The sequence below is a fragment of the Streptomyces sp. NPDC051909 genome (assembly GCF_040681095.1).
GTDB lineage: Bacteria > Actinomycetota > Actinomycetes > Streptomycetales > Streptomycetaceae > Streptomyces.
The window spans coordinates 1-16,669 of the sequence record NZ_JBFAYA010000037.1; the positions used below are offsets into that span (position 1 = coordinate 1).

14 protein-coding genes are annotated in these 16,669 nt (G+C 72.7%); 10 read left to right on the top strand and 4 right to left on the bottom strand.

Going from position 1 to position 16,669, the window contains the following annotated elements:
• Positions 1-241: 241 nt before the first annotated feature.
• Together AB0M18_RS33625 and AB0M18_RS33630 are read left to right on the top strand one after the other, a co-directional pair.
• On the top strand, positions 242-961 hold the full coding sequence (locus AB0M18_RS33625; protein WP_365764786.1) for a DUF4232 domain-containing protein: 720 nt from the start codon (positions 242-244) through the stop codon (positions 959-961).
• Between the two features lie 79 nt (positions 962-1,040).
• The gene (locus tag AB0M18_RS33630; RefSeq protein WP_365764788.1) at positions 1,041-1,523 is read left to right on the top strand and encodes a cupin domain-containing protein; all 483 of its coding nucleotides are present in this window, start codon (positions 1,041-1,043) and stop codon (positions 1,521-1,523) included.
• On the opposite strand, the gene AB0M18_RS33635 is transcribed toward AB0M18_RS33630, so the two are convergent.
• Positions 1,508-2,620: a threonine synthase gene (locus tag AB0M18_RS33635; protein ID WP_365764790.1), complete on the bottom strand. Its 1,113-nt coding sequence runs from the start codon at positions 2,618-2,620 to the stop codon at positions 1,508-1,510. The two genes, AB0M18_RS33630 and AB0M18_RS33635, sit on opposite strands and share 16 nt — an antisense overlap.
• Positions 2,621-2,820: 200 nt before the next feature.
• Here AB0M18_RS33635 and AB0M18_RS33640 point away from each other — a divergent pair, with 200 nt between their 5' ends.
• The gene (locus AB0M18_RS33640) at positions 2,821-4,401 is read left to right on the top strand and encodes a S8 family peptidase (protein WP_365764792.1); all 1,581 of its coding nucleotides are present in this window, start codon (positions 2,821-2,823) and stop codon (positions 4,399-4,401) included.
• A 115-nt stretch (positions 4,402-4,516) separates the two neighbouring features.
• Here AB0M18_RS33640 and AB0M18_RS33645 read toward each other — a convergent pair whose 3' ends face one another.
• Entirely contained in the window at positions 4,517-5,788 is a 1,272-nt protein-coding gene (locus AB0M18_RS33645; RefSeq protein WP_365764795.1) for a serpin family protein, read from the bottom strand.
• Positions 5,789-5,962: 174 nt separating this feature from the next.
• Here AB0M18_RS33645 and AB0M18_RS33650 point away from each other — a divergent pair, with 174 nt between their 5' ends.
• The 6 genes from AB0M18_RS33650 to AB0M18_RS33675 all read left to right on the top strand — a co-directional run bounded on the left by AB0M18_RS33650 (position 5,963) and on the right by AB0M18_RS33675 (position 12,557).
• Positions 5,963-7,165 carry a DUF4190 domain-containing protein gene (locus AB0M18_RS33650; RefSeq protein ID WP_365764797.1) on the top strand — a complete coding sequence of 401 codons (1,203 nt, stop codon included), beginning with the start codon at positions 5,963-5,965 and terminating at the stop codon, positions 7,163-7,165.
• A gap of 228 nt (positions 7,166-7,393) precedes the next feature.
• Positions 7,394-8,146 carry a GntR family transcriptional regulator gene (locus AB0M18_RS33655; protein WP_365764799.1) on the top strand — a complete coding sequence of 251 codons (753 nt, stop codon included), beginning with the start codon at positions 7,394-7,396 and terminating at the stop codon, positions 8,144-8,146.
• A 315-nt stretch (positions 8,147-8,461) separates the two neighbouring features.
• The gene (locus AB0M18_RS33660; RefSeq protein WP_365764801.1) at positions 8,462-8,641 is read left to right on the top strand and encodes an SPOR domain-containing protein; all 180 of its coding nucleotides are present in this window, start codon (positions 8,462-8,464) and stop codon (positions 8,639-8,641) included.
• Positions 8,642-8,702: 61 nt separating this feature from the next.
• Positions 8,703-9,134 (top strand): (deoxy)nucleoside triphosphate pyrophosphohydrolase, encoded by a 432-nt coding sequence (locus AB0M18_RS33665; RefSeq protein WP_365764803.1) that lies wholly within the window; start codon positions 8,703-8,705, stop codon positions 9,132-9,134.
• 165 nt (positions 9,135-9,299) lie between these two features.
• Complete coding sequence (locus tag AB0M18_RS33670; protein WP_365764805.1) at positions 9,300-9,722, top strand: ATP-binding protein; 423 nt, start codon at positions 9,300-9,302, stop codon at positions 9,720-9,722.
• 177 nt (positions 9,723-9,899) lie between these two features.
• Entirely contained in the window at positions 9,900-12,557 is a 2,658-nt protein-coding gene (locus tag AB0M18_RS33675) for a SpoIIE family protein phosphatase (protein WP_365764855.1), read from the top strand.
• A gap of 32 nt (positions 12,558-12,589) precedes the next feature.
• On the opposite strand, the gene AB0M18_RS33680 is transcribed toward AB0M18_RS33675, so the two are convergent.
• Both AB0M18_RS33680 and AB0M18_RS33685 read right to left on the bottom strand, forming a co-directional pair.
• On the bottom strand, positions 12,590-13,297 hold the full coding sequence (locus tag AB0M18_RS33680) for a PspA/IM30 family protein (protein ID WP_365764807.1): 708 nt from the start codon (positions 13,295-13,297) through the stop codon (positions 12,590-12,592).
• 90 nt (positions 13,298-13,387) lie between these two features.
• Positions 13,388-15,493, bottom strand: coding sequence for a TPM domain-containing protein (locus tag AB0M18_RS33685; protein WP_365764809.1), 2,106 nt, complete (start codon positions 15,491-15,493; stop codon positions 13,388-13,390).
• Between the two features lie 141 nt (positions 15,494-15,634).
• Here AB0M18_RS33685 and AB0M18_RS33690 point away from each other — a divergent pair, with 141 nt between their 5' ends.
• Positions 15,635-16,660 (top strand): hypothetical protein, encoded by a 1,026-nt coding sequence (locus AB0M18_RS33690; protein ID WP_365764811.1) that lies wholly within the window; start codon positions 15,635-15,637, stop codon positions 16,658-16,660.
• The last annotated feature ends 9 nt before the right edge of the window (positions 16,661-16,669 follow it).

The window sequence follows — 16,669 nt, forward strand, 5'->3', positions numbered from 1 at the left end:
CCTGTGGGAGAGTAGGACGCCGCCGAACAATCATTGTGGGAAAGCCCCGCACCTCTGGTGCGGGGCTTTTCTGCGTTCACCGCCGGAATCCCCCCGGAATCCCCCCCCCGGATTCCGGCCCGGAGCCTGCGGCAGCGGGGCGTTAGCGAGGCGACAGCGGGACGGCAAGGCCGGCAGGGATCGTGGTGTCATGGCGCCGAGCGCGCGCCGACCGACCGATTTGCACGGGGGAGAAACCACCATGCGCAGCACGCGTACGCATCGTAAGAACACCGTCCTGGCCGTCGCGGCCGTCGCCGTCCTCTCCATGGGGCTGACCGCCTGTGGCGGGGACGACACGGGGACGCGGGACGAGGGCGCGGCCACGAGCCACGCGTCGACGACGGCCTCGGCGCCGGTGACGTCGGCTGCCTCGACCACCGGCGAGACCGGGACCGGGACCGAGGCCGGGGCCGGGGCTGAGACCCAGGCTCCGGCCGGGACCGGGGCCCAGAAGGCAGCCGCAGCGAACAGCGGGAAGACCGGGAAGACGGTGTCCTGCACCTTCAAGGACGTGCGGATCAGCGCGGCCAAGGCCGACGAGACGCCGACCGAGCACATCGTGCTGACCGCCGTGAACCAGTCCGCGCGCGCCTGCCGGCTCGACGGCTACCCGCTGATCGCCTTCGGTGAGATCCATACCGCCAAGGACATCCCGGCCGTCGCCAAGAGCAAGCCGGCCGCCGCGGTCGTGCTGCAGCCCGGTGCCCCGGCGTACGCCAATGTCCGGATCTCCCTCGGCGGTGTCCACGAGGACAACAAGGTCGTCGACTCCTTCGACGTGAACCTCTTCACCGGAGACGCCCCCACCGAGGGCAGCATCGTGGTCAAGGCCCCGGCGGGCGGGATCGCGGTCGACGAGGCCGCCGCCAAGACCGGCTACTGGACCCGGGAACTCCGCAACGGCGCCGACGAGTTCTAGTCGGAGGGACGGGGGAGGAGGGGCAGGACCGCGTGCCGGCGCCTCCTCTTCCCCGTCCCCCTGACGATCGGAGCAACCCATGTCGTACCCCGAAGTCCGCTACCACGGCGAGACCGGCGAGATCAGCGCCGCGTACCGCCCGGCCGGCACGCCCCCGGAGTTCGTCTCCCCGGGCGGCACCCGCACCCACTACCTCGCCACCACCGCCTCCACCGGCGGCGAGTTCGGCCTCTACCGCATCGACATGCAGGCCAAGGCGGGCGGCCCGGCCACCCACTTCCACCGGACCATCTCCGAGACCTTCTTCATCCTCGACGGGACGGTCCGGCTCTACGACGGGGAGCGATGGGTCGACGCCGAGAAGGGCGACTTCCTGTATGTGCCCACCGGCGGCCTGCACGCCTTCCGGAACGACTCCGACGAACCCTCCTCCATGCTCCTGCTGTTCGCGCCCGGCGCGCCCCGCGAGGAGTACTTCGAGAAGGTGTCCACCGTCGCCGGCATGACCGACGAGGAGCGGACGGAGTTCTTCGTCAAGCACGACACCTACTGGACGGACTGAGCCAGGCCCGTCTTCGCGCCCGCGCCGCACAACGGCACCACTGTTGTGCCGGGACGCTCCGGCGCCGCCCGTACGGCCGCCCAGCAGGCCACCCCGGTCGGTTCCACGTACAGTCCGCGCCGGGCGAGGTCGAGCTGGGCGGCCCGGATCTGGTCCTCCGTCACGGTGCGGAAGGTGCCGCCGGAGGCGCGTACGGCGCGCAGGATCTGGGCGGCGCGGGGCGGGGCCGGGATGGCGATGCCCTCGGCGAGGGTGGGGCGGGCGGGGACGGCCGGGCCGGTGAGCTCGTCCGCGCCCGCGTGGAAGGCGGTGGCCAGGGGCGCGACCGCCTCGGCCTGGACCGCGACGAGCGCGGGGCGCCGGTCGATGAGCCCGTGCCCGTACAGCTCCTCGACGGCGAGGGCCACGCCGAGCAGCAGCGTTCCGTTGCCGACGGGGACGACGAGGGTGTCGGGGAGCCGGCCGCCGAGGTCCTCCCAGAGTTCGTACGCGTAGGTCTTCGTGCCGTGCAGGAAGTGCGGGTTGTAGACGTGCGACGCGTAGAAGACCCCCGGCTCGTCGGCCGCGGCGCGGGCCGCCCGCGCGGTGGCCTCGCGGTCGCCGGGGACGATGACCGGGTGCGCGCCGTGGGCGCGGATCTGCTCCAGCTTCTTGGGGGAGGTCCCCTCCGGTACATAGACGGAGCAGTCGAGCCCGGCGCGGGCGCAGTACGCGGAGACCGCCGTCCCCGCGTTGCCGCTGCTGTCGGCGAGCACCGAGCGGGGGCCGAGCCGGCGGGCGAGCTCGGCGAGCATCACGGCGCCCCGGTCCTTGAAGGACAAGGTGGGCATGAGGAAGTCGAGTTTGGCCGAAACCGTCTCGGTGAGCGGGACCAGCGGGGTGCGGCCCTCGCCGAGGGTGATGTGCGGGTGCTCGGTGGCGAGCGGCAGTGCTTCGGTGTAACGCCACAGTGAATTCACGCGGGACGCGAGGGAGTTCCGCGGCACCGGCGCGCTCGTGAAATCGAGGTCCCAGGGACCGCGGCAGCGGGGACAACACCAGGTGAGGGCGGATGCGGGGGAGCGGACGTCGCAGCGCGGGCACACGTAGGTCGTCATGATCCCAGGATGGCAGTGGTGTGAAGCGGGCGTGTCAAGGCGCTCGGAACCCTTGTGGGATTCCTATGGATCGGTCAATCTTTCGCCAGGCAACCGGAGATGACGAGCGGCGCGGATCCCTCGCGTTTGTCTTGTCATGTCCCTGCCGATTGCTCCACGACCCCCACAGCAACGCACCACCTATGAGGAGGACCCCTCACATGTCCGTGATGCGTGATTCGCGGCGCAGACTCGCCGCGGCCGGTGCCATAGCCGTCGCGGCCCTCGCGCTCGGCTCCCTCTCCGCCCTCCCGGCCAACGCCGCCGGGACCGCCGCCGAAGGCGTCATCCTGAACGCCGGCGCGGAGGGGACCGTCGCCAACAGCTACATCGTCACCCTCCGCGAGTCCGCCGCCCAGGCGGAGACCGCGCAGGGCCGGGCGGTGGCGACGAAGTTCGGCGCGAAGATCAAGCGGACCTACACGGCCGCGCTCAACGGCTACTCGGTCGAGCTCTCCGAGGCCCAGGCCAAGAAGCTCGCCGCCGACCCGGCCGTCGAGACCGTCAGCCAGAACCGCGTCTTCCACGTGGACGGCACGCAGCCCTCCCCGCCGTCCTGGGGCCTCGACCGGATCGACCAGAAGGCCCTGCCGCTCAACCAGAGCTACACCTACCCGGACAGCGCGGGCCAGGGCGTCACGGCATACATCATCGACACCGGCGTCCGCATCACCCACAGCGACTTCGGCGGCCGGGCCTCCTACGGCTACGACGCGATCGACAACGACAACACCGCGCAGGACGGGCACGGCCACGGCACCCACGTCGCCGGCACCGTCGCGGGCAACTCGTACGGCGTCGCCAAGAAGGCGAAGATCGTCGGCGTCCGCGTCCTCGACAACTCCGGCTCCGGCACCACCGAGCAGGTCGTCGCCGGCATCGACTGGGTGACCCAGAACGCCGTCAAGCCGGCCGTCGCCAACATGAGCCTCGGCGGCGGTGTCGACACCGTCCTCGACGACGCCGTCCGACGCTCGATCGCCTCCGGTGTGACGTACGCCGTCGCCGCCGGCAACGACGGGGCCAACGCGTCCAACTACTCGCCGGCCCGCGTCGCCGAGGCCATCACCGTCGGCGCCACCACGTCCTCCGACGCCCGCGCCAGCTACTCCAACTACGGCAGCATCCTGGACATCTTCGCCCCGGGCTCCTCGATCACCTCGTCCTGGAACAGCAGCGACTCGGCCACCAACACCATCTCCGGTACGTCGATGGCCACCCCGCACGTCGTCGGCGCCGCCGCCCTCTACCTGGGCGCCAACCCGACGGCCACCCCGTCGCAGGTCTCCTCGGCGCTCACCACGGCCGCGACCCCGAACGTGGTGACCAGCCCCGGCACCGGCTCCCCGAACAAGCTCCTGTACGTCGGCGACGGCGGCACCACCCCGCCGCCCACCGGCGACCGCTTCGAGAACACCGCGGACTACGCGATCAACGACAACTCGACCGTGGAGTCCCCGATCACCGTCAGCGGGATCAGCGGCAACGCCCCCTCCGGTCTCCAGGTGCCGGTGAACATCGTCCACACCTACATCGGTGACCTCCAGGTCCAGCTGATCGCGCCCGACGGGACCGCGTACACGCTGAAGGCCTTCGGCACCGGCGGCAGCGCGGACAACATCAACACCACCTACACCGTCAACGCCTCCTCGGAGGTCGCGAACGGCACGTGGAAGCTCCGGGTCACGGACAACGCCTACTGGGACACCGGGCGGATCGACTCCTGGGCACTGCAGTTCTGACCACCGGTCTGATGTCCACTCAGTGCCTGAGTGCCTGAGTGCCTGAGTGACCGAGTGATCGAGTGATCGAGTGATGGACCGAGGGGCGGTCGCCGTGACGGCGACCGCCCCTCGCTCACTCCTCGTCGAAGACGTACGGCACGGGTTCGTTCACCCATCCCGCCATGAGCACCAGACGCGAGGTGCGGTGTACGGCGAGAAAGCCGAAGGGGCGGTCGACATCCAGGTCGATCCGGCGGACCACGTGTCGAGTGCGCGGCGCGGCGCACCCGGCGGCCGCGGCGAACGCCGTCACCGACGCCGCCTCGAACCCCTGCGCGTCGAAGCGCGCCACGGTCGCCTGGGCGGCCTGGGTGAGCGCCAGCGGGAAGTCGCTGATCCCCGGGAAGTGGCCCCGCTCCAGGTCCCGGGCCGTGGTGAGGCCGAACACCTCGTGGTGGGCGAGGAGATCGTGCTCGGCGGTGAGCGAGAACGGCGAGGTCGTCACCGCGAGATACGGGTCGCGCGAGGTGCTGCGCACGTGGCGGACGTTCAGGCCGGGGCCCGGCTCGCCGAGCGGCAGCAGGTCACCCGGAACGGTCCGGCAGGTGCCTGACAGGACGTCGAGCCCGCCCTTCAGGACGGTGCCGCGGTCCGCCTCGTCCGGTCCGAGCAGCAGGTGCACGTCGATCCCGGTGCCGCCCAGGACCTTCAACACCGTGAGCGGGCCCGCGTCCGTCTCGGCCACCCCGACCCGGTCGAGCAGACCGGTCGTGCGGTGCAGCGCGGCCAGCTCGCGTCCTGCCCACGGGCCGGAGTCGGGAAGCATCCCGCCCTCCCAGAACGGGCGCAGCCAGCTCGTCCTGAGCGCCTGCGCGACGGCCAGGACCAGCTTCGAGGTCTCGTCGACGGTGACCGGCATGGTCGGGATCAGGCCATCCGTGCGCTTCGCGGCCCAGGCGTCCAGCTCCCGCTGGTTCTCGGCGTCGTCGGGGCCGAGCCGGCCGAGCGTCGCCGCGGGCAGTCCGGCCACCCAGGAGCCGTGCGGCTCCACGTCCGGCCGGGTCCACAGGCCGACCGCCGAGCCGACCCCCGGGATCCGCTCGACTCCGGCGAGCAGATCACGGGCCGCCTCCGCCGCCCGCTCGGCGGGCACGCCGAGCGCGTCCTCCAGCTCCGCCCGGGCCGGACCGGCCGCGCCGTCCGCCAGGAAGGCGAGCAGGGGCCAGACGCCGCACGCCGAGAAGACCGTGCCCGTGGCCTCGCCCGCGGCTGCGTCTGGGGCCTTGTCCCGGGCCGTCGGCGAGGTCGTCGGCGGGGCCGTGTCCGAGGCCGTGTCCGAGGCCGGGAGGGCGGTGGCCCAGCGCGCCGTCAGACCGTTGACCGCACGTACCGTCGAGCCCCACATGTCGCCCCCGCCCCGGGACCGCGTACGATGCGCGCGCCCGTTCGATTCCTTGAATTCGAAACCGTGAATCCGGTTCCCTGGATCCGCGCTCCCGGTGTCCTCGCGAGGATCCCCGCCACCAGGAGCCCTGTCCCACCCCTTCAGGATTCCCGCCCCAACAGGAGCACCGTACTCGTGGACCCGTTCAAGCCGCCTCAGGATTCCCCCTCCCCGGAGCAGCCCCCGCAGCCGCCCGGTCAGGGGTTCGGCCCGCAGGCGCCGGGACCCGTGCCCGGACCGTACGCCGCGCCCGGGCCGTACACCTCGCCGCCCGTCGGACCGTACGGCCCCTACGGGCCCGGCATGCCCGGCCCGTACGGGATGCCGCAGCAGTCCACCAGCGGTCTGGCGGTGGCCTCCATGGTCTCCGGCATCGTCTGCTGCCTGCCGCCGCTCGGCCTCGCCCTCGGGCTCATAGCCCTGCCGCAGATCAAGAAGAAGCAGCAGAAGGGCAAGGGGATGGCCGTCGCCGGCATCGTGCTCTCCTCGCTCGCCACGCTGCTCGTGGTCCTCGGCCTGGTGACCGGCGGACTCGGCGAATTCTGGAGCGGCTTCAAGAAGGGCCTTGACGACGCCGCGGCGGCCCAGTCGCCGTTCTCGCTGAAGAAGGGCGACTGCTTCCGCGTCGAGGGCAAGCTGGAGACGTACACGACGGACGTCGACACCGTGCCCTGCACCCGCCCGCACGAGGGCGAGGTCACCGGCAACTTCAAGCTCGCCGGCTTCGACAAGTGGCCCGGCGAGGACGCGATCGACAAGCTCGCCGAGGACCGCTGCGACCGCATGAACAGCGCCTACGCGCTGGACACCTGGGCGGTGCCGGAGGACGCGCTGGTCTACTACTACATCCCCAGCCGGCAGAGCTGGCGGGCCGGCGACCGCTCGGTGACCTGTGCCTTCGCGACCGAGGAGGCGCCCTTCACGCAGTCCCTGCGCAGTGACGCGAGCACCCTCGACGCCCATCAGCTGCACTTCCTGCGGACGATGAACCCGATCGACGACGTCATCGCCGAGGAGCCCGACGAGGACCCGGACGCCGACCTGGCGGCCAACAAGGCCTGGGCCCGCAAGATGCACCAGGCCGTCACGTCGGCGAGCACCGGCCTGCGCGGCCACACCTGGTCCGGCACCTCCGCCGAGCCGGTCGAGAAGCTGGCCGGCCGGCTCGACGCGGCCGCGGCGAAGTGGCAGAAGCTGGCCACGGCCAAGGACTCGGACGCCTACTGGGAGGTCTACGAGGACGCGTACGACGCCCTGTCGACCGACAACGAGTCGGCGTCGCGCGGCGCGCTCGGCCTGACCGACACCCTTGAGGACAGCAGCGGCGAGAGCGTCTGACGGGATGTGGACGTACGGGGCGCCGTACGCATCGGGGCCGCCTCGCCGGGGACGTTGCCGTTGAACCGTCAACGTCAGAGATTCCGACGGGAGTTCGGTGGCTATACCTGCGAAGAGGGGCCGCGTAAAGGCATGTCATCACTTCGGGTGAAACTCTGGCCCATGCTTGCGGCTGCGCACCCTCGGTTGTCAATCTGTAGCTGACAGTCAAGCTGAGGGGAGTGTCCAGTGACGTTCGGTGAGCAGCCCGCCTATCTGCGGGTGGCGAGCGATCTCCGCGAGAAGATCGCCAACGGCTCGCTTCCCCCGCACACCCGGCTCCCTTCGCAGGCACGGATCCGGGAGGAGTACGGGGTCTCCGACACCGTCGCACTGGAGGCGCGCAAGGTCCTCATGGCCGAGGGTCTGGTCGAGGGACGCTCGGGCTCGGGGACCTATGTGCGCGAGCGTCCGGTGCCGCGCCGGATCGCCCGCTCCGGGTACCGGCCGGCCGCCGGGGCCAGCCCCTTCCGTCAGGAGCAGGCCGCCGAAGAGGTGTGCGGCACCTGGGAGTCGGCGAGCGAGCAGGAACCGGCCGGTGCCGAGGTCGCCGAGCGGCTCGGCATCGAGCCGGGGGAGCGGGTCATGCGCACGCGGTACGTGTTCCGGGACGGCGGCGAGCCGATGATGCTCTCCACCTCCTGGGAGCCGCTCGCCGTCACCGGCCGCAGCCCGGTGATGCTGCCCGAGGAGGGGCCGCTGGGCGGCTGTGGCGTCGTCGAGCGGATGGCCGCGATCGACGTGGTCGTGGACAACGTGGTGGAGGAGGTCGGCGCGCGCCCCGGACTCGCGGAGGAGCTGCTGACCCTGGGCGGTGTGCCGGGCCATGTGGTGATGGTGATCGAGCGCACCTACTACGCCTCGGGGCGGGCCGTCGAGACCGCCGACGTGGTCGTCCCGGCCGACCGCTACAAGGTGGCGTATCACCTGCCGGTGCGGTGAGCATCGCCCGCGGGGTGCTTGCCGGCTGAGCCGCCGTCACCGGGCGAACGCCCGTACGGCGGCCCGCTCCGTAGCCCGCGACGGCCCCGCCACAGGTGTCTCATAGGCCTCTCGTGGCTCACCTGTAGGCCTTCTGCGGGCCTCTCGCGGCTCCGGAGACTCTCCCTCCGCCGGTTGTTACTGGCCAGATACGTATCTCTTTGTGAAAACCCGTATCCGGTGCGTAAAGGTCAGGCGTAAGGTCAGGCATATGCGCATTGCGGTTTCCAGGAGATCGTTAGACGTGGTGGCCGGACCGGCGGAGGGAGAAGTCCGATGAGCGACAGCGGTCCCGACCTTGCCTGGCTGGTCATACGACAGGACGACAACGGCAACCGCTACCGCGTCGGCCGGTACGCGACCCAGGACGAGGCCCAGAAGGTGGCCGACAGCCTCGACGCCCGCGGCCACAAGCAGCTCTACTGGGTCGAGCGCATCGGACAGCCCGCGCTCTGAGCCACCGGCCGGGGCGGTGACCCGGGCGGGCCCCGGCGCCGCCCGGGTTACGCTCCGGCTCATGACCGATCACCGCACCGACCGGGACCCCGTCGTGGTCGTCGTCGCCGGCGCCCTCTGCGACGGCGGCCGGCTGCTCGCCGCACGCCGCAGCGCCCCCGTCGAGCTCGCCGGCCGCTGGGAGCTGCCCGGCGGCAAGCTGGAGCCCGGGGAGAGCCCCGAGGAAGCCCTGGTCAGGGAGTTGCGCGAGGAGCTCGGGGTGGAGACCGAGACCGTCGAGCGGATCCCCGGCGAATGGCCGCTCAAGCCCGGCTATGTGCTGCGGGTGTGGACCGCCCGGCTGCTCTCCGGCGAGCCCGAGCCGCTGGAGGACCACGACGAGCTGCGCTGGCTCGCCCGCCACGAACTCGACTCCGTCGACTGGCTCGACCAGGACCGCCCCGCCGTCGCCGAGGCCGCGCTCCGGCTCCCGGCCGTGCCGTACGCACCCTGAGCCGGCTCCGGGGGTATGCGCCGCAGGAGCCGCGCCGCAGGGGCGCGCGGGCCGGGCTCCTACGCCGTTCGTGCCACCGTGCGCCGACGGGTCCAACCGGCGGGATATCCCGCTCCAGATTTCGGGTATGTCGTGATTAACCCCCCGAAATAGGACGTGGGCCTCGTGATCGACACCGAAGGCGACTGCGCGGAATGGCACTTTCCCGCGGAGGCCAACGCCGTGCGCACGGCTCGGCACGCGGTCCGCGACACCCTCCGGGCCTGGCGCCTCGACCATGTGATCGGCGACGTCACCGTCCTGCTCGTGAGCGAGCTGGTCACCAACTCGCTGCGCTACGCCTCCGGCCCCATCGGCGTCCGCCTGGTCCGGGTCGGCCCCGACGGCACCGGCCCCGGGCACGGCCCCGCGCTCCTCGTGGAAGTCTCCGATCCGCTTCCGGACAAGCCCACCGAACGCCCCGCCGGACCCGACGACGAGGGCGGCCGCGGCCTCCAGCTCGTGGCCTGTTCCGCACGCCGCTGGGGCACCCGTACGGGGCACGACGGGAAAACCGTGTGGTTCGAGCTGGCCCTCCCTGGTGAGTAAACAGGGTGGGACGACGATCAGCGGGACTCGGCCGGAAACGAACGAGACCACCCTGTGATCGTGAACGTCGTGCCGACGGGGGCCGTGGTGCTGAATACTTCGGTCATGGCCGGTCCGGTGCGGTGAGCTGGAGGGGACGGTCGCGTGAGCGAGATACCTGAGACGCCGAGTGGTGTCATGTGGCAGAGCAGCCCGCCCGGGTCGATCTATGACTACATCCGGGTCGCCTCCTTCTCGATCGGCCCCGACGGGCTGGTCGACCAGTGGAGCAGGCGCGCCGTCGAGCTGTTCGGCGTGACCGCGGAGGACGCCAGGGGCAAGGACCCGGTGGACGCGTTCATGCCCCCCGACCTGCGCGAGCGCGGCCACCGCAAGGTCCACGAGATCCTCGACGGCAAGGAGTGGACGGGCCTCGTCCCGTTCCGGATGCCGGGTCAGGACCGGCCGCACGGCCTCGCCGAGATATATGTGATGCCCAGTGAGACCCAGAGCGGCGAGCGGGCCGCGCTGTGCATCGTGGTCGACGTCCGGGCGCTGCGCCGTATCGAGACCGACCTCGCCGCCTCGCAGGCCATTTTCGGCCAATCCCCGTTCGGTTTTCTGCTCTTCGGCACCGACCTCACCGTGAAGCGCGCCAACCGCCGCTTCGCCACCGTCTTCGGCGGCAACGCCGACGACCACCGCGGCCGCACCGTCCACGACTACCTGCCCCGCGCCGAGGCCGACCGGATGACCGCCGCGCTCCGCAAGGTCCTGGAGACCGGAGAGTCCGTCACCGACCTGGAGATCGTCGGCGCCGCCCCCGGCGCCAAGGACAGCCGCCACTGGGCCATCAACCTCTACCGCGTGCACAGCGGCTCCGGCCGCCCCATCGGCGTCGCCGGCCTCGGCATCGACGTCACCCGCCGCTACAACGCGGCCCGCGAGGCCGCCAGCGCCCGCCGCAACCTCGCCCTGCTCAACGAGGCCGGCGCCCGCATCGGCAACACCCTCGACCTGGAGGCCACCGCCCGCGAACTGCTCGACGTCACCGTCCCCGGCTTCAGCGACCTCGCCACCGTCGACCTCTACCAGGGGCTGCTGACCGGCGACGAGGCCCCGCCCGGACGCTGGGGCAGCCCCCAGGACGTCGGTTACGGCTCCGGGAGCGCCGAACTCCGCCGGGTCGCCGTCGCCAGCGCCGTACCCGACAACCCCGTACGCGTCGGCAAGCCCCGCCCCAGCGGCGACGACGCCGTACCGGCGCCGGGCGAGACGGCCACTCAGGACGAGGCCGGCACCGGCACGAACCCCGGCACCGGCACGGACCCCGGCACCGGCACGGACCCGGGCACCACCACCGGCGGCGACCCGTGCTCCGGCGAACGCCCCATCAAGGTCGGCGCCGTCCACCACTACCCGTTCAACTCGGCCTGCGCCGGCGCCCTGCGCACCGGCCGGGTGCGTACCGTCCCCGGCGCCGAGGGCAGCCTCGTGCAGTCCACCCTCGTCGTGCCGATGGTCGCCCACGACACCGTCGTCGGCCTCGCCCAGTTCTCCCGCGTCAAGGGCAGCGAACCCTTCGGCGAGCGCGACCGCGCCCTCGCCGTCGAACTCGCCGCCCGCGCCGCCGTCTGCATCGACAACGCCCGCCTCTACCGGCGCGAACACGAACGCGCCCTCATCCTCCAGCGCAGCCTGCTGCCCCCCGGCGACCCCGAGGCCGCCGGACTCGACATCGCCTGCCGCTACCTTCCCGGCACCGTCGGCTCCGAGGTCGGCGGCGACTGGTTCGACGTCATCGAACTCCCCGGCCACCGCACCGCCCTCGTCATCGGCGACGTCATGGGACGCGGCCTGCGCGCCGCCGTCGCCATGGGCGAACTCCGCACCGCCGTGCGCACCCTCGCCCAGCTCGACCTCGAACCCGCCGAGGTCCTCTCCCACCTCGACGAGATCGCCCGCGGCCTCGGCGCCCCCGCCGGCGCCCAGCAGTCCGGCCGCGCCCACAAGGCCCGCGGCCCCGAACTCTCCGAGGTCTACCTCGCCACCTGCGTCTACGCCGTCTACGACCCGGTCACCCGGCGCTGCACCTTCGCCAACGCCGGCCACCTGCCGCCGGTCCTCGTCGAACCCGACGGCGAGGCCCTGCTCCTCGACGTACCGCCCGGGATGCCGCTCGGCGTCGGCGGCGAACCCTTCGAGGAGGTGCAGGTCGACCTGCCCGAGGGCGCGTTGCTCGCGCTCTACACCGACGGGCTCGTCGAATCCCGCGACCATCCGCTCGACGAGGGACTGAGCGCCTTCCGCAGCGCCCTCACCAACCGGGGCCGGCCGCTCGAGGACGTCTGCGACCACGTCCTGAACACCCTCGACACCCGGCACGGCGAGGACGACATCGCCCTGCTGATGGCCCGTATCCAGGGACTGCCCAGCGAGGCGGTCGGCGACTGGCGGCTGCCCAGGGAGCCCCGGTCGGTCGGCCGGGCCCGCGAACTGGCCCGCGCGCAGCTCACCGCCTGGGACCTCGAACCGCTGGTGGACACCGTCGAACTCCTCGTCAGCGAACTCGTCACCAACGCCCTGCGCTACGGCGAGGGCGAGATCCGGCTGCGGCTGCTTCGCGACCGCACCCTGGTCTGCGAGGTGTGGGACGCGGGCCTGGTCCAGCCGCGCCGCCGCCGGGCCAAGGACACCGACGAGGGCGGCCGCGGCCTCCAGCTCGTCGGCCTCCTCAGTGCCGCCTGGGGCTCGCGCCGCACCCCGCGCGGCAAGACCGTCTGGTTCGAGCTCCAGCTGCCGGACGGCGACGGCAACGCGGAACCGACGGTCGACCAGCTGCTCAGCATGTTCTGACCCTTGGACACACCGGCGCACACAGGCCCGGCTCAGCCCTTGAGGGCGGCGAGCCGGGCCTCGATCTCGGCCTGGTCGCCGAGGGCGTCCAGCTGCTCGAACTGCGCGTCCAGGGAGGAGGCGGCGAGCTCCTGCTTGCCCAGGGCCTTCGCCTCCTCCCTGCGCACCTTGTCCTCGAAACGGCTCAGCTCGCTCGACGGATCGAGCACGTCGATGTTCTTCACCGCGTCCATCATCGTGTTCTGCGCCTGCGCGGACTTCGCCCGCGCGACCAGCTCGTCGCGCTTGGCCTGCAGCTCGCCCAGCTTCGTCCTCATCTGGTCGAGGCCGGTCCTGAGCTTCTGTACGACCTCGGTCTGGGCGGCGATGGTCGGCTCGGCCGTCTTCGCCTCCTTCTCCGACTGGAGCTGGCGGCCGAGCGCGACCTTGGCGAGGTTGTCGAAGCGGTCGGCCTCGGTGGTCTGCCCGCCGGCCCGCATCTGGTCTCCCCGGCGGCTCGCGGCGAGGGCCTTCTCACCCCACTCCTTCGCCGCGGCCACGTCCTCCGCGTGGTCCTGCTCCATCAGCCGCAGATTGCCGATGGTCGCCGCCACCGCCTCCTCCGCCTCCGCGATGTTGTTCGCGTAGTCGCGGATCAGCTGGTCCAGCATCTTCTGCGGATCCTCCGCCTGGTCGAGGAGGGCGTTGATGTTGGCCTTCGCGAGCTGGGTGACCCGGCCGAGGACGGTCTGCTTGCTCATGTCCTTCTTCTCCTTGCGCGGTACGGGGGGTGCGGGGTTACGGGGAGGGTTACGGGGACGGGCGCGGGTGTACGGGTCGGGCGCCCGGGTTCAGAAGCGGCCGCCGCCGCCGAGCCGGCCGCGCGTGCCCCCGCCGCCGAAGCTGCCGGGACCGCCGCCGAAGCCGCCCCCGAAGCCGCCGGACCGGCCCCGGGACGGGCTGCCGGACGAGCCGCCCCCGCCGAAAAGGCCGCCCAGGATGATGCCGCCGAGCACCGCCCCGCCGAGGCCGCCGCCACCCGAGCCCGCGACGCCGCCCGTGGCACCGCCGAGGCCGTTGGGATTCCCGTACCGGCGCACGTCCTGCTCGGCGAGGTCCTGGGCGCGCCGGGCGAGTGCGTCCGCCTGCTGGGCCTCGGTCAGCGCCGCCGCCGGGTCCTCCTCGGCCAGCTGCTCCGCCCGGTCGAGCCGGCGCCGCGCCTCGGCGAGGCGGGTGCGGGCCTCCGCGCCGACCGCGCCGCGGTGGGTCGTCACGTAGTCGGTGGCGGCGCCGGTCGCGGAGCGGGCCGTGAGCAGGGTCTGGTCGAGCAGTGCGCGGGCCCGCCGGGAGCCGGACTCGCGCTCCCGGGCGCCCGCCAGGGCCTCGTCGAGCGCGGTGTCCGCCTCCTCGACCCGGCGCAGCGCGTCGATCGGGTCGTAACGGCCGGACTCCACCGCCGTCCGCACCGCGGCGAGCACCGACTCGGCCCGCCTGATCCGGCCCCGCAGGTCGGCCGTCGGCACGCCCTCGCCGATCCCCTCCAGGAGCCCGCGGGCGTCGGCGAGGTCGGCCTCCGTCTCGGTCAGCGCGCCGGACAGCTTTCCCACCGCCTCCGCGAGTTCCCGGGCCCGCCGGTCCACGGCCTCGATCAGCCGTGCCGCCTGGTCGACGGCGCCCTCGGCGGCGCGGATCTGCACGGCCGCGCCGCCGTTGTCGCCCCGGTCGATCAGCTGCCGGGCCTGGTCGACGGTGGCGGTGGCGAACACCAGACGGTCCTTGGCCTGTTCGACGTCGCCGGAGACGGGGGCCGCCGCGGACTCCGTGTAGCGCTCGCGCATCGCGGTCAGCGCCGCCTCCGCGCTGCCGACCCGGCCGGTCTGCTCGCGGAACGCGGCCTCCACGGCGGCGAGCGCGTCCGGGGCGGTGCGCTCCAGGTCCCGCAGCCGGTCGAAGTCCGCCGCCTCGCCGTCGAGGCGGGCGTCGGCGTCGGCGCAGCGCCGGAGGATCTCCTCCAGCATGGCGCGGCGGGTCGCGTCGTCCTCGGGGAACGCGTCGTCGAGCTGCTGCCGCAGCCGGAACGCGGCGGTCAGCTCGCCTCGCGCGTACGTCACCGCCTCCGTGAACGGCTTGACCGCCTCGTCGCCGAACTGGGCGGTCGCGAAGCCCAGTTCCTCCTGGCTGGTGCGGACGGCGTCGTCGGTGGCGACCAGGGTGGTGCGGGCCCGGCCGTCGAGCTCGTCGAGGGTGGGCTGCTGCGGGGCCTTCGGAGGTCCCCAGCCCTGGGAGTCGGCGGGGGTGGTGCGGGTCCGGGTCCGGCGGCGGCGTCTGGTGTACGCGTAGGCGGCGACGGCGCTCGCGCCGCCGACCAGGACCACGGGCAGGACGAGGTCGGAGGCGGAGGTCGAGTCCTCGTCGTCCGCGGAGCCGCCGGGGTCGGCCGGGCCGGGGGTGATCGTGGGGGCGGGGACGGGCTGTCCGGCGAGTACGGCGGTGTAGCCGTTCGCGGCGCCGACGGCCGCGCCGGCCCAGTCGTTCTGCCGCAGGGCGGGCTCGATGGCGGTGCGGGCGACGTCGTCGAGCTGGGCCTGGGTGAGGCGGGAGCCGGGGTCGGCCGAGTAGCCGTACCGGCGGTCGTGGGTGGCGACGGCGAGCAGCACGTCGTCCGTGCCGAGCCCGTTGCGCTCGGCGGTGGCGTCGGCCCAGTTCTGGGCGGCGCGGCCGGAGAAGTCCCGTACGTAGACGACGAAGAGCTGGACGCGGCGGGCGTCGTAGAGGCCGTCGAGGGCCCGGACCACCTCGGGCCGCCGGTCGCCGAGCGCGTCGACCCGGTCGGTGATCTGTCCCTCGCGGGACAGCACGACGGGGTCGTCGGCGTGGGCGCCGTGAACGGCGGGCACGACCAGCCACCACGTCGCCACCAGGACCGAGAGCAGGGCTCGGGCGGCTATTCGCGTCACATGAGGGAGGCTATGTCCGGGTTTGCGGGGGCGCGACCGGGGCGCGGGCGAATGCCGAAACCATTCTCCACAGGCTCGCGTCACTGTCGGTAGTCATCGCTACGGTGGTTCCAGTGATACGACAAGCCTTGGGGGGACCGGTTGAACGGACGGTGGAAGCGCGTGTGGCGGCGGGGCCGTCGGTGGGTGCTCGGACTCGTCCTGGCGCTCGTCGTGCCCGTTCTCGTCGCGGGCACGGCCCTGCGCCTCAACTACGCCGGCGATCCGGGGGAGGCGACGAAGAGCCGCGGCAAGGACGCGATATGGCTCGGGCACGCCTGGGTCGACGGCCGCAAGAAGGACGCCGACCTGACCGCCTTCGCCGCCCGGATCAAGGGCACCGGCATCCGTGACCTGTACGTCCACGCCGGACCGCTCGAACACGATGGCACCCTCCCGGCCGCCCGTCACCCCCGGGCCCGCTGGCTCGTCGACGGCGTGCACCGCACGATGCCCGGCATACGGGTGCACGCCTGGCTCGGCGATGTCCTCGCCACCGAGGGCCCCGACGGGCTGCGCCTGGAGGACGCCCGGACCCGGGCCGCCGTGGTGACGTCGGCCCGTCAGGTTCTCGACGCCGGCTTCGAGGGCGTCCACTTCGACCTGGAGCCGCTCCACTCCGACGACGCCGACTACCTCTCCCTCCTCGACGACCTCCGTGCCCTCACCCGCCCCCGCAAGGCCCCGCTGTCCGTCGCCGCCCACCAGATAGACCCGCTCCCGGCCGCGCACACGGTCCTCGGCGCGGTCTCGTCCAACGGCAGCGAGAAGTGGTGGTCGCAGGAGTTCTTCGGCCAGGTCGCCCGCCGCGTCGACCAGATAGCCGTGATGTCCTACGACACCTGGATGCCCCTGGAAGGGCTCTACGGGGGTTACGTCGCCCAGCAGACCGCCCTCGCCCTGGAGGTCACGCCCGAGGACACCGACCTCCTCATGGGCCTCCCCTTCTTCCACGAGGACGACCTCGGCCACCACGAGTCCGCCGAGACGGTCACGGCAGCCGTCCGCGGCGTCCGCCTCGGCCTGGGCCGGACGGATCCGGGACGGGACCGGTTCGGGGTGGCCCTGTACGTCGACTTCGCGGCGGAGGAGGGCGACTGGCAGGCCTACCGGGAGGGCTGGCACTGACCGGCCCCG

What these genes read in the sequence shown, in the direction of transcription:
- AB0M18_RS33630 (WP_365764788.1), top strand. Translation starts at nt 1,041, where the DNA reads ATGTCGTACCCCGAAGTCCGCTACCACGGCGAGACCGGCGAGATCAGC.
- AB0M18_RS33625 (WP_365764786.1), top strand. Translation starts at nt 242, where the DNA reads ATGCGCAGCACGCGTACGCATCGTAAGAACACCGTCCTGGCCGTCGCG.
- AB0M18_RS33645 (WP_365764795.1), bottom strand. Translation starts at nt 5,788, where the DNA reads ATGTGGGGCTCGACGGTACGTGCGGTCAACGGTCTGACGGCGCGCTGG.
- AB0M18_RS33640 (WP_365764792.1), top strand. Translation starts at nt 2,821, where the DNA reads ATGTCCGTGATGCGTGATTCGCGGCGCAGACTCGCCGCGGCCGGTGCC.
- AB0M18_RS33680 (WP_365764807.1), bottom strand. Translation starts at nt 13,297, where the DNA reads ATGAGCAAGCAGACCGTCCTCGGCCGGGTCACCCAGCTCGCGAAGGCC.
- AB0M18_RS33675 (WP_365764855.1), top strand. Translation starts at nt 9,900, where the DNA reads ATGTGGCAGAGCAGCCCGCCCGGGTCGATCTATGACTACATCCGGGTC.
- AB0M18_RS33660 (WP_365764801.1), top strand. Translation starts at nt 8,462, where the DNA reads ATGAGCGACAGCGGTCCCGACCTTGCCTGGCTGGTCATACGACAGGAC.
- AB0M18_RS33635 (WP_365764790.1), bottom strand. Translation starts at nt 2,620, where the DNA reads ATGACGACCTACGTGTGCCCGCGCTGCGACGTCCGCTCCCCCGCATCC.
- AB0M18_RS33665 (WP_365764803.1), top strand. Translation starts at nt 8,703, where the DNA reads ATGACCGATCACCGCACCGACCGGGACCCCGTCGTGGTCGTCGTCGCC.